The following is a 12,453-nucleotide window of genomic DNA, read 5'->3' as shown; positions in this document are numbered from 1 at the left end:
CCTATCAGGCGAACCACATCTTGCGGGACATGTTGCCATTCATCATCTCTTGGGTGGGATCGCTTTCCCAGCCGGCCAGCTGATTGCTGACACCTTCGATGAAGTCATTGAACATCGGGCAGATCAGGCCGCCTTCGTCGCGGATCATTTGGCCCATCTGGCTGTAGATGTTCTTACGCTTGTCGTTGTCCAGTTCGGCACGTGCCTGGAATAGCATCTCATCAAAGGCCGGAACCTTGAAGCGCGTGTCGTTCCAGTCTGCAGTTGACAGATACGCGGTCGAGTACATCTGATCCTGTACCGGGCGGCCGCCCCAGTAGGACGCGCAGAAGGGCTGCACATTCCAGACCTCGGACCAGTAGCCATCATTGGGTTCACGCTTGATTTCCAGCGGGATACCAGCTTGCGCAGCAGTTTGCTGGAACAGCGCAGCAGCATCCACAGCCCCCGGGAAGGCACCGTCAGCCACACGAAGGATGATGGGCGAACCATCGTGGCCGGATTTCTTGTAGTGTTCAGCTGCCTTTTCAAGGCTGAACTCCCTCTGAGGGATAGAGCCATCGAACAACGGATAAGCTGCGTTGATGGGCATGTCGTTGCCAATGGTGCCATAGCCGCGAAGAACCTTGTCGACCAGCTCCTGACGGTTGATCGCATGCTTAAGTGCCAGACGCAGTTCGTTCTGGTCGAATGGTGCGGTGTCGCAATGCATGATGAACACGTAGTGTCCGCGACCGGCAGTCGAATGCACGGTCAGGTTGGGAGCGCGGCCCAACAGATCTGCAACCTTCGGTTCGACACGGTTGATCGCGTGGACCTGACCTGATTGCAGCGCAGCAGTACGGGCAGTTGCGTCGTTGATTACGATCACCTCGACGCTGTCGAAATTACCGAAATCCGGGTTCCAGTGGTTTTCAAACTTCGTGTAGAGGTGACGTACGCCCGGCTCGTCGACTTCGACTTTGTAGGGCCCGGTACCGATGCCTGCGCCAGGGTTGTCCATGCCTCCGTCCGGCTGAATGATCAGGTGATAATCAGCCATCAGATACGGCAGGTCGGCGTTGCCCTCACTCAGGGTGACCTGGAAATTGTCGCCATCGGCCTTCATCGATTCGATGCCCTTCATGATGCCAAGGGCACCAGATTTCGAATCTTCATTGGAGTGACGTTGCATGGTTTTCAGCACGTCATCGCTGGTCATGGTCTTGCCATTGTGGAACTCAACACCTTGACGCAGCTTGAAGGTCCAGACCTTGGCGTCTGCGCTACCTTCGACGCTTTCGGCCAGGCGAGGTTCGATCGAGCCATCTGGTGCAACTTCGACCAGTTGGTCGCCAAATTGCTTGCCGTTTTGGAACGGAACCGAGCTGGCATAGGTGGCCGGGTCTAGCGAGTTAGTGGATTCGCCGCCTTGCAGGCCAAACTTCAGATCGCCGCCCTTTTTCGGGCCCGCCGCGCGCGCCGCGTCGGCAAAAATGGTGCTGGCCATGGCTGCCGAAACACCCAGAGCCGCCGCTTTCCCCATGAATTCGCGGCGGGTCAGTTTGCCCGAAGTGACCTGTTTGGTCATGTGAGTGAGTTGTTCGTTCATTATGGTCTCCCGGTTGATTGGATTCTGCCCTTGAGGGCTTTTTATTGACGCATGAGTCAAAATAGGCGGAATTCGTCCTGACGGGCAAGGGTTAATCTTGGCCCCGGCAGGTGCCGCGTCACATGTGATTGCGCGGAATTTCATCCTCCAGCTCTTTCGAAAAGATCAGGTCTTGCCCTTCGTAGGCCTTTAGCTCGGCACTGAGGTAGAAGTTTTCCGCGTCCGACCACATCGTACAGGATGTCTCTGTCCGCAGGAGGATGTCATCACGCTGCATTTCTTGCGTCCAAAGGCAATGGCCGCGTGCTGACAGCGGGTCGTCGGGATGGATCGACCACCGTTCTGTGGCCGTGCTACCATGGGTCAGGTCGTGATGGTTGTCGGTGATCAGGCCGAAATCATCTTCGATGATCAGATGGGTTTCGCCGGTGTTCATGTCCACCTCGACCCGTCGCGCATTTTTGTCGGGACGTAAAGTGGTGACATCGCGCGGAGTTTCGGATTCGGGCGGTTGAAACACCCATTCGTCAACGGTTGAGGGGCGGACGGGGATGTCAATCGTACCTTGAGTCAAATGCAACTCGGCGGCTTCGGGCGTGGGCCAAATCAAGGGCCAATAGGCGCTGGAGATCGCAACCCGCAACCGGTGCCCCTTGGGCACGCGGTACGCAATGTGATCCAAATCCAGCTTGACCTCATAGGTTTCACCGGAGGTCAACGGCGACGGCGTTGCGTGGCTATCTCGATGGGACAGGTTCAGCACCCCATAGGTGATGCGCGTCGAGGCACCGTCGGGGTGGATATGGTTCAGTCGCACAGCCAACTGGGCGTGTGGCCGGTCTGCGCTTATCCGTAGCCGCAGGTGGGGGGCACCCACAACATCCATATCGTCGGCCAGCGGGGCACTGTCAAAACAGGCGGACAGCGCGTCGTCCGCGCGTTGATCGCCGGACATGTCGGGGCCCAGCCAGATCGCGCAGTATTCGCCGCTTTCCATCCCGCAAGTTTGTGGAGACCGGATGCGTGCGTCCAGAGGGCCAGGTACGCCAAGACCGTGATCACTCAAGTCCAGCGTTTGAACCGGCAGATGCGTGGTTGCGCCTTTGTCTTCGGTTATCCAGCGGCCGGGGCGCTCGGTGTACCAACGTTGCGGTCGCACCCCATCCATCAGATAGGCGCGATAGTCGGGGTCCTGATCCACGCCGGTATCCGCACCTTTCAGCCAGTGGTCCCACCACCGCAGCGCCTCTTGCAGGAACCCGATCCGGGGTTCGGGCACCGCGAAATGGGGGTATTTATGCACCCAGGGGCCGACGATGCCTTTGACCGGGGCGGCAAGCTGTTCGACCAGCAGAGGTACCGTATTTTTGTAGGCATCCCCCCAGCCACCGACGGCTAAGGTTGCCGCACGGATGGCGCTGAAATCTTCGCAAACCGATCCGTGCTGCCAATAGCTATCCCGCGTCTGATGGCGCAGCCAAACCGAGGGCAAGAAGGGTTCATTCTCAAGCCGTTCAAGCCATAGCTCGCGCCAGTTCGAGCGCAGCGCCGGGTCGGGCGCGCGCGAGGAATAGGACCACATGGTGGCCCCCCAGCCCAAGTTTTCATTCAGCAGGCAACCGCCCTTATAGTGAATGTCATCCGCATATCGGTCGGCAGTCGAGCAGAGGGTTATGATCGCCTTCAGCGCCTCGGGCTGCATGGCGGCCACTTGCAACGAATTGAAACCGCCCCAGCTGATCCCCATCATTCCCACATGGCCGGTGCACCAAGGTTGTTCGGTCAGCCATTGGATGGTCGAAACCGCGTCGTCCAGCTCTTGCTGGGTGTATTCGTCCTCCATCAACCCTTCGCTGTCGCCATTGCCGCGCATGTCCACGCGGATGCAGGCATAGCCGCGCTTGGCAAACCACGGATGGGTCAGCGCATCGCGCGTCGCGGTGCTGTCGCGTTTGCGGTAGGGAAGGAATTCCAGAATGGCCGGGACCGGTGCATCATGGGCATCCACCGGACACCAGACCCGCGCCGAGAGGCGGCAGCCATCAGGCATTTGAATGCCAACATCGGAAAGGTCTTCGATCTCGCGCAGCGTGTTTGAAGGGCTGGTCATGGTCTGAGTGTCAGGGCCTTGGGTTTTGGGTGTGTCATGAAAATCGTCAATTCAATCGCGGATTGCGACAAGCAGGTCCATAACATTCGTCCCGGTCGGACCTGTCACCAACAGCGCGCTGGCCTTTTCCAGAAAGCTGCCGCTGTCGGCATCGCGCAGCGCCTGTTCCGCGTCATCGCCCCATGTGGTTCCGTCGACGATGCCCCCAGCGGCCTGTGTCGGGCCATCGGTGCCATCGGTACCGCCGACGATTACCGTCAGCCCCTTGGCCCCCGCGATCTCCTTGGCCAAAGCCAGCGCAAGCGCCTGATTGCGCCCACCGCGCCCGGGGGTTTCGGGCAGGACGACGGTCGGTTCGCCCCCTAACACCATCACGCCTGTCGGCATATCGCGCAGGCGAGGGCCAAGAGCTGTCGCAACCGCCTGATAGTCGTCATGCAGCGCTTCTTCATTGGCGATGACACGCGCGCCCTCGGCCTCGGCCTGCCTGGCCGCCGCCGCGCGGGCATGGGCGTTGGAGGCCACGATCTGCGCCGTTGCTTCAAAATCGCGGGTCACGGGCAAGACGCCGATCCCCGAGCCGATCACATTCAGATCGTCGCCGGGCACGTCCGAAATCGCCAATACAGTCGCCTTGCGACCCGTGAAATGGGACAACAACTCGCCGCCCTTGATCCGCGAAAGCTTGCGGCGCTGGGCGTTCATCGCGGTGATGTCTAGCCCCTGCGACAGCAGTTGTTTGTTGAGCTGAGCCAGATCGTCCAGCGTTTTGCCCGACACCAGATCCTCAGCCAATGAGGACGCACCGCCCGAGACCAGCAGCAGCAGATGCGCATCAGTCGACAGACCCTCGACCGATTCGCGTAGCGCACGCCCGCCTTCCAGACTGCGCGCGTCGGGCACTGGGTGCGAGGCTTCGATGACCCGCACGTGGTCGGGCAGGTCGCCTGCATGGTCATCCTTGGTTACGACCAGCGTCGGGACTGTGCCAAAATGCTCCAGCGCAGCAAGCGCCATCGACGCCGCAGGTTTGCCCACGGCTAGTATCTGATCAGGCTTTTCGATATCGCCCAGAACCGCCTTCGTCGCGGCATAGCCACCCACGGCCTCCACTCCGGCGTTCCAGATCCGCAGGGCTTTTTCTGTTCGCTCCATCAGTTTTCCATCCAAATCGTGACCGGCCCGTCATTGACCAGCTCAACGGCCATATCCGCGCCGAACTGACCGGATTCAACGGGGATGCCGTGATCGCTCAGTTGTTGCGCGAAGGTTTCATACAGGTGCTTTCCAAGCTCGGGCGGGGCAGCCTCGGAAAAGCCGGGCCGGTTCCCGCGCGACGTATCAGCGGCCAGCGTGAACTGGCTGATCACAAGGGCCGAGCCACCGATATCCAACAACGACCGGTTCATTTTACCCGCGTCATCCTTGAATATCCGCAGTTTCGAGATTTTGGCGGCAAGCTGGCCGGCCCTCGCCTCGTCATCGCCCTGCATGGCGCAAACCAGTATCATCATCCCTTGACCGCACTGCCCGATGACAGTGCCATCGACTGAAACGCTGGCATGGCTGACCCGTTGTAGAACTGCGCGCAAAATTTTTCTCCGTAGGTATTAGTATCGCGATTACCCGACCCAGTTCACAAATGCCTCGGGGGCGGCGCGGGTGGTTCGGAAGCAATTTGCGGGGTGATCGGTGTCGGCATAGCCAAACGAGATCGCACACAGGATCAAGCGGTCGTCGGCAATATCGAAATAACGGTGCAGGAACGGGCTATAGCTGGCCAGTGCCGCCTGTGGAATGGTCGCCACCCCCAAGGCCTGCGCCGCAAGGGTGAATGCGGTAACGAACCCGCCACAATCCAGCGCGCCGTAAGATCCAAGTTCGAGCGGGCTTGAAATGATCGCGCAATGCGGCGCACCAAACAGCGCGAAATTCTGCATCATCTGTTCGGCAGATGCGGCGCGGTCGCCGCGCTGTACCCCGACTGCCTCGTACAGCGCCCAGCCACATTCGCGTCGGCGGTCCCGATAGACGCCGGAATAAGTGGTCGGGAACGGCAGGTCGGGTTCGTGTGAGGCAGTTTGAACCTCGTCTTGCAACGCCTTGCGGAAGGCGTCGGTTTCAGCCCCGCTGGTGACAGTGACCTGCCAGGGTTGCGCATTGCACCAGCTGGGCACGCGGGCTGCGCTGGTCAGGATCTGTTCGATCTGCTCTTTCGGAACGGGATCGGAGCGAAACGCACGGCAGGAATGGCGCTGGTCCAGCAATCTGTTCAGATCGGATAGCGTCACACTGACCTCCCCTTCGGTGTTGACGACGCGCAAGATGACGCCTGCGCTTGGGATGTTCAAGCGATTAAAACACCGACCCGGTTGTTTGCTATTGCTGGCCCGTTGCCACCAGGTAACCGACCCCGGCCGCAACCAGCAGGCCCAGTGTAACAGCAATCGTGACCTTGATCGCAGACCAGGGGCGTTCGCCTTGAACGCGCCCCGTGCGGCCGTTCACGACAAACCGATAGGTCTTGCCCCGGAACTTATACGCGGCCATCCAGACCGGCAGCAGGATATGTTTGAAGGTGACATCGCGCACATCGGTGTCGACCGCATGGATGCGCTGACGGTCGCCGCCGATATCAAACCGCACGTCGCGTTCGATCACGCGGGCCATATGCGCGCGGGCCTGCCCATAGCCTTCACGCAGCTCGACCGTGTAGGCCTCTGCCCGAAATCCAGCCAGATACTCAGGCTGGTAAGGTTCAAGCGCGGGCAGATCCCATGGTTCCAACGCGTCGGTATAAGATTTGGGCAAAGAGTGCGACGCCAGCACCAGCACATCGTCAAAAAACCGCGCCACCCGGCCTGATTTCGGCGACCACCGCACCTTGGCCACCCGCTGCTGCACGCGCTTGCCGTCGCGCATGACCGTTCGGGTTTCATAATAAACCGTGCCCCGCTCGCCGCGATAAGAGGATTTAGTGTCCGCGTCAAAGGTCCAGTAGGGTACATAAATTCCCTGCATCTTACGCCCCTTGCGCGCGTAGTCCTTCAACCCGTTGGGCGCAAACCACAGCCGACCCAACCATTCGGTCATGGCAGCGTGGGCGGCGCGTTCCTCCAGTGCAAAGGGCAGAACGCCGCGCGGCTTGATATGCCGGTTCACGCCGGTATCCGTCACTACCGGCGTCGCACAGAACGGGCATTCCGCCGCGTGGGTGTCGGGATCAAACTCGACCTGAGCGGCGCAGTTCGGGCAGGACAGAACGCGGGTTTCCTCGATCTCGCTGTCAGGCAAGCGGTCGGCGATGGCGGCGTCGAAATCCAGTTCTTTCAGACTGGCCCCGCCCCATGGTCCTGCGCCGATGGCCTCGGAATGGCCGCAATGGTCGCAGGTCAGGGATCCGTCGGTCGGGTTGAAACGGTAATCCGCGCCGCATTGGTCACAGGGGAAACGGTGTTCTTCTGTCATTTAACAGCCCTACGAAAAATTCACGCCCCCGGGGGCGGTGGCGGCAGGATCGTGAACAGCTGCGCCAGCTCCTGCACGTCACCGGCCTTTTTCCAGCCATCCTGACCGGCGGTCCAGACGTAGGTGTCGCGCGTTAGCTCTCCGTCAGCGGCCATGCGACCCATCTTGGCTTTGGAAAACGGTCCGCTGGTTTGACCATCCACGGCGATATGCCAGACATGCTCGACCGGCGGCGGAGGCGGGGGTGTCACATGCGCCGAGGGTTGCGGGGCAGCGGGGGCGGAACTGCCCCACGGGCTGCCCGGCTGACCCGCTGCCATGTTTGACATCTGCTGCGCCATGGCCATTCCCATTCCCATGCCAAGACCCGCGCCCATGCCGCCGCCCTGACTAGGGTTGTTGGCAGCTGCCGTCATCGCTTCGGCTGCGGAATACTGGGTGAACTTGCCCAGATCGCCCGCCAACCCCATTGAGGTTCGCTTGTCCAGCGCCGCCTCGACCGCCGGCGGCAATGAGATGTTCTCGATGTAAAACTCAGGCATCTCCAGCCCATAGCCATCCAGCACGGGCGAGACTTCCGCGGCGATCAGTTTTCCCAGATCGGCGGTGTTGGCGGCCATGTCCAGAACCGGAATGCCCGAGCCCGCAATCACGCGGCTGAATTCCTGCACGATGATGTTGCGGATCTGAAAGCTGATCTCATCCATGGTGAATTCGCCATCAGTGCCGACGATCTCAACCATGAACTTTGCGGGGTCCTTGACCCGAACCGTATAGGTGCCGAAAGCCCGAATGCGCGTGGGTCCGAACTCGGGGTCGCGCAGCATGATCGGGTTCTTGGTGCCCCATTTCAGGTCGTTGAACCGAGTCGTGTTGACGAAATAGACCTCGGACTTGAACGGAGATTGAAAGCCGTGATCCCAATGCTGCAAGGTCGTCAGGATCGGCATGTTGTTGGTCTCAAGCATATAAAGACCCGGGGTGAACACATCTGCCAGCTGCCCCTCATGCACGAAAACGGCGGCCTGACCTTCGCGCACTGTCAGCTTGGCGCCGTATTTGATCTCGTGGCCTTCACGCTCGAACCGCCAGACCATGGTGTCGCGGGTGTCGTCGACCCAGTGAATGACGTCAATGAATTCTCCGGTCAGAAAATCGAAAATGCCCATTGGGGTCTCCTTTTCTTGGGCCTAAAGCGGCTGGCCCATCAATTCACGCGCAATGATCCGCACCACGGGGCGCGCGTCTTCGGCGGACACGCCGGGTTTCAGGCGCGGATCATAAAGCATGGTCAAAAGTTTCTCGTCATGGCTGGTCAACAGCGCGAATTCGTCGTCGTCGTTGAAAATCGACGGTCGCGCCGCCGGGCTGTCATTAGACAGACCCAAACCTTGCGCGATCTCTTCATGAATGCAGCTAAGCCGGGTCAGATCCGGCAGCTCGGCCCGGATCAGCGTGACCGCGCGCACGAATTTGAAAGGCGCACTCGGGGTTTGCGAGGCAAAAACCAGACAGTCGATATTCGAACGCGGATTGGCCACCAGATCCAGCAGCGGCGCGCTGATCCCCGGCACCAGCTCTTTCAGGCGTTTGACCACATAGGCACTGTCATCCTTACCCGCAAAGAAGACATGAAAGTTAGGTTTGCGCGTCACGACCGAAATTGGATGCCCCGTCACCCGCGCCAGCCGTGTGGCAAAGGCATCGACCAGTGCCGCATCGGCCACGCGAGTGTCTGGGGCCACCGAAGGGGCAAATTCAGACTGTATGCGCACCGGGCCTGCCCAACGGCTGAGACGCCCGTCCGTTTGCGGGCTGCGGATCGTCACCGTGTGGTCGGGATATTCGCTGTAAAAGGCAATAGCCTCGAAATTGCGCGCCAGATCGTCCGCGTCATAGGGCGTATCGGGCCCGCCGCCGTCAATGCGCAGCATCCCTCGGGTCAGCAGATCGCCCTCGACCCGCTGATAGAACCGGGCCAGATCCTGACTGGCCGCTGAGGGCGGCACATAGGCATTGGCCGCAGGGAGCGCCGGTGCCGCAGGGGCTTGCGGTGCCACAGTCGTGGTTAGGGCCTCGTCACAATTGGCCAGGGCCAGCAACGCAGCCAGCCCAAGAGCAGGTTTGACCAGGGCGCGTAGGGTCACGCGAATCAGCCCGGTACGGCGGTACCGGCATTGTCGCCGATCCCATCCTTGCGGGCCTTAGCGGCGGCCAGCGTGTCGCGCAACTCGGTCTCCATCTTCTGCAATTCCTGCTCGGCGGCAGCGCGTTTCGCCTTGCCCTCATCCGCGATGGCGAGGCTTTCGTTGATGGTGCCGATGAGATCGGCATTGGCCTGTTTCACAGCTTCGATGTCGAACACGCCGCGTTCCATCTCTTCGCGGATCATCTTGTTTGACTGGCGCAGATTGGCCGCGTTCGAAGTAAGCAATTCATTGGTCAGGTCGTTGGCCTCACGCACGGCCGAGGCCGCCTCGGCGCTGCGTTGGATTGTGACAGCTTGCGCCAACTGCGTTTCCCACAGCGGTACGGTGTTCACCAAGGTCGAATTGATCTTAGTCACCAGGGACTTGTCGTTTTCTTGCACCAACCGGATCGAAGGCAGGGACTGCATCGTTACCTGCCGGGTCAGTTTCAGGTCATGCACGCGGCGTTCCAGATCATCCCGTGCGGCGCGCAGGTCGCGCAGTTCTTGCGCGCGCATGACCTGTTCGTCTTCCGGCGCGTCCTGGACGGCGGCCTCTTTTTCGGGGATGTCATGGCTGTCCAGCTCGGTCAACTTTTCCTCGCCTGCCGCAATGTAAAGCGCCAGCTCGTCGTAAAAGCCCAGTGTCTTTTCATAGAGTAGATCGAGGGATTTGATGTCTTTCAGCAGCGTATGTTCGTGCGCCAAAAGGTCATCGGTGATCCGGTCGATCTGCCCCTGAACCTCTTCATACTGGGCGGTGAACTTGGCGAAAGGCGCTGCCTTGCCCATCAGCTTTTCCCACCAGCTGCGTTCGCGGCGCACGTCCAACTCGCTGACGGAAAAACCTCGGATCGTGGTAACGATGTTGCGCAAACTGTCACCAGCGGGGCCCACATCCTTGTTGCGCACGTCGGCCAGCATCGCCTGGCTGATCTCTTGCAATTCCGCCTGCGCCGACGATCCGAAGGACACGATCGAGTTCGTGTTGTCCATATCGATCTCATCCATGCGGGTGCGGATTTCGGCCTTGACCGGATCGTCCGCTTCTTCCAGCGGGACAACTTCGGACTGGGGTTCGGGCAAGGTCACAGCGGTGACCTCTTGTACCAGTGTTTCGGCTTCAACCGCCTTGTTCTTAATGTCGTCGGACATGGGAAATCCTTTCTCAAAAAATCCGGCTGATCATTTCAACCGGACGCCTTCGCGCTGCAACCGTTCGCGCAGCACGTCAATTTCAACCGTCAGATCGCTGCGGTCATCCAAAAGCATCTTGCGGGTTCGGGCCGCGAAATTCTGCTCCAGATCGTCCAGCAGGGCCGTGAAATCGGCCAGCGCCTGCGCATCCCGCGTGCGGGCATAGACATCGGCAAATTTGACGGTCGCATCCCGTGCGCCTTGTAAATAGACGGTCAGATATTTGCGCGCGCCCGACAGGTCACGCGGGTCATCCTCGACCGTACGAAACAGATCGCGGGCGGTGTCCTGAAATTGCTCGACCCGCGCCTCGATCCGGCGGTCGCCTGCGCGCTTGATGGCGTCGGTCATCTCGGTCAGGTGCTTTTCAGCATCTTCCACAACCCGCGCCACGCGATCTTGCTGGAAGGTATCGACCCCCTCCATCCCCTTGTCTTTCAGCGGGTCAAGTCCAAAGGACACCGCGTGCAGTGCTGTCGCGGCTGCTCCAAAAAGAACGGGGGCGAGTAAGCTCGCCTGAGCCGCTGCATCCACCAGTTCCGAGCGGTAGGCGGCCAGCGCTGTGCCAAGCCCAGTCAGGACGCTGGCAAAGATCTTTCGCGGAATCGCCGGACGCCGCGCTGTGCGGCGCGCGTTATAGGCGGCCTCGGCCCGCAGCCCTTCGCGCAGTAAGAAGGCAGCTCCGGTCAGGGTTGCGGCGGCGATCAACCCGACGGTCATGCCGATGGCACCATCGTTCAGGGACAAAAACACCAATGGGATGGCGGGTAGAAACAACAGATTGGCGCGCGCACCGGCAGGTTCGACCCGTGCGCCGTAGAACTGCCCGCGCGACTCGCTCTCCGACGTGGATGCGTCACCTGACGGGCTGTATTTTCCGCCAAATCTTTTGGCCATGGTCTACAGCCCCCCTAGAAGGCCGGTGCAAACACCAAATAACAGCGCCAAAAGGGCGGCATAGGCCAGTTTCTGTACTCCGGTGCCGGACATGAGAGCCCCCAATGACAATGCTCACGGAAAATTTAGGGCATGAGGGGCCTTGGCGCTAGGGGGAAGGTTGCCTAACCCGCGTCACTTGCGTGATTTCTTGCCGACCGGTGGCCTGTTTCGCTGAGGTCTGGTCGGGCGTTTGACCGGGGCTTCGGGTGCGGGATCCAGTCCAAGCTGGTCACGCATGACGCGGCGGCGAATTTCCTCGACCTCGCCCGGCTTTAGATTGCCCAGCTGAAACGGGCCGTAAGACACACGCAGCAAGCGGTTCACGGCATAGCCGATATCTTCCATCGCGCGGCGGATTTCGCGGTTCTTGCCTTCGCGCAGCCCGATGGTGAGCCAGGCATTGGCGCCCTGCTGGCGGTCCAGCGAGACATCCATGGGCAGGAAGCGCTCACCGTCGATCACCAAGCCCTTGCGCAAAGGGGCAAAATCTTCGTCCTTGGGGCGACCGTTCACCCGCACGCGGTATTTGCGCAGCCAGCCAGTTGAGGGCAGTTCCAGCTTGCGCTTGATGCCGCCATCATTGGTCAGCAGCAGCAAGCCTTCGGAATTCAAGTCCAGCCGCCCGACACTCATGACGCGGGGCATGTCCTCGGGCAAGTTGTCGAAGATCGTCGCGCGACCCTTTTCATCGCGCGTTGTCGTCACCAATCCGGAGGGCTTGTGATACAGCCACAGGCGCGAGGGTTCCGGTTCGGACACCGGCTTGCCATCCACAGTGATCCGGTCCTTGCTGGTGACATTCAAGGCGGGGCTGGTGATGGCCTTGCCATTCACGGTCACACGACCGGCTTCGATCATGCGTTCAGCTTCACGGCGCGAGGCGACGCCCGCACGGGCAAGCACTTTGGCGATCCGGTCGCCGGGAGGAGGGGTTTTGGTCATCCGCAGCCCATAGCGCAT

The 12,453-nt window shown here is 60.5% G+C and carries 10 protein-coding genes and 1 pseudogene; all 11 read right to left on the bottom strand.

Annotated elements, in window-relative coordinates; translation table 11 throughout:
- Positions 1–4: 4 nt before the first annotated feature.
- Positions 5–1,591: an ABC transporter substrate-binding protein gene (locus tag ACR0C5_RS06845; protein WP_170788228.1), complete on the bottom strand. Its 1,587-nt coding sequence runs from the start codon at positions 1,589–1,591 to the stop codon at positions 5–7.
- A 118-nt stretch (positions 1,592–1,709) separates the two neighbouring features.
- Positions 1,710–3,701 carry a CocE/NonD family hydrolase gene (locus ACR0C5_RS06840; protein ID WP_480875500.1) on the bottom strand — a complete coding sequence of 664 codons (1,992 nt, stop codon included), beginning with the start codon at positions 3,699–3,701 and terminating at the stop codon, positions 1,710–1,712.
- Between the two features lie 51 nt (positions 3,702–3,752).
- Entirely contained in the window at positions 3,753–4,856 is a 1,104-nt protein-coding gene (locus tag ACR0C5_RS06835; RefSeq protein WP_170769102.1) for a glycerate kinase type-2 family protein, read from the bottom strand.
- Positions 4,856–5,293, bottom strand: coding sequence for a D-aminoacyl-tRNA deacylase (dtd, locus tag ACR0C5_RS06830; protein WP_170769103.1), 438 nt, complete (start codon positions 5,291–5,293; stop codon positions 4,856–4,858). The genes ACR0C5_RS06835 and dtd overlap by 1 nt, the downstream gene beginning before the upstream one ends.
- Before the next feature lie 30 nt (positions 5,294–5,323).
- Positions 5,324–5,992, bottom strand: coding sequence for a nitroreductase (locus ACR0C5_RS06825; protein ID WP_170769104.1), 669 nt, complete (start codon positions 5,990–5,992; stop codon positions 5,324–5,326).
- A gap of 88 nt (positions 5,993–6,080) precedes the next feature.
- On the bottom strand, positions 6,081–7,169 hold the full coding sequence (locus ACR0C5_RS06820; protein WP_480875495.1) for a TFIIB-type zinc finger domain-containing protein: 1,089 nt from the start codon (positions 7,167–7,169) through the stop codon (positions 6,081–6,083).
- A gap of 20 nt (positions 7,170–7,189) precedes the next feature.
- Positions 7,190–8,338, bottom strand: a complete 1,149-nt coding sequence (locus tag ACR0C5_RS06815) for an SPFH domain-containing protein (protein WP_480875493.1) — start codon at positions 8,336–8,338, stop codon at positions 7,190–7,192.
- 21 nt (positions 8,339–8,359) lie between these two features.
- On the bottom strand, positions 8,360–9,322 hold the full coding sequence (locus ACR0C5_RS06810) for a DUF2927 domain-containing protein (RefSeq protein WP_480875705.1): 963 nt from the start codon (positions 9,320–9,322) through the stop codon (positions 8,360–8,362).
- Positions 9,322–10,512, bottom strand: coding sequence for a toxic anion resistance protein (locus ACR0C5_RS06805; RefSeq protein WP_170788235.1), 1,191 nt, complete (start codon positions 10,510–10,512; stop codon positions 9,322–9,324). Before ACR0C5_RS06805 ends, ACR0C5_RS06810 begins: the two co-directional genes overlap by 1 nt.
- Before the next feature lie 30 nt (positions 10,513–10,542).
- Positions 10,543–11,451 carry a 5-bromo-4-chloroindolyl phosphate hydrolysis family protein gene (locus ACR0C5_RS06800; protein WP_480875489.1) on the bottom strand — a complete coding sequence of 303 codons (909 nt, stop codon included), beginning with the start codon at positions 11,449–11,451 and terminating at the stop codon, positions 10,543–10,545.
- Positions 11,452–11,628: 177 nt separating this feature from the next.
- Positions 11,629–12,435: pseudogene (locus ACR0C5_RS06795) on the bottom strand (pseudouridine synthase); the annotation flags it as partial.
- Positions 12,436–12,453 lie beyond the last annotated feature (18 nt).

Source organism: Ruegeria sp. N8, assembly GCF_056531325.1.
This window is presented reverse-complemented; position numbering and strand designations above follow the sequence as displayed.

Coding starts and splice junctions, on each gene's coding strand:
- ACR0C5_RS06820 (WP_480875495.1), bottom strand. CDS start 7,169: ATGACAGAAGAACACCGTTTCCCCTGTGACCAATGCGGCGCGGATTAC.
- ACR0C5_RS06815 (WP_480875493.1), bottom strand. CDS start 8,338: ATGGGCATTTTCGATTTTCTGACCGGAGAATTCATTGACGTCATTCAC.
- ACR0C5_RS06800 (WP_480875489.1), bottom strand. CDS start 11,451: ATGGCCAAAAGATTTGGCGGAAAATACAGCCCGTCAGGTGACGCATCC.
- ACR0C5_RS06840 (WP_480875500.1), bottom strand. CDS start 3,701: ATGACCAGCCCTTCAAACACGCTGCGCGAGATCGAAGACCTTTCCGAT.
- ACR0C5_RS06835 (WP_170769102.1), bottom strand. CDS start 4,856: ATGGAGCGAACAGAAAAAGCCCTGCGGATCTGGAACGCCGGAGTGGAG.
- ACR0C5_RS06845 (WP_170788228.1), bottom strand. CDS start 1,591: ATGAACGAACAACTCACTCACATGACCAAACAGGTCACTTCGGGCAAA.
- ACR0C5_RS06805 (WP_170788235.1), bottom strand. CDS start 10,512: ATGTCCGACGACATTAAGAACAAGGCGGTTGAAGCCGAAACACTGGTA.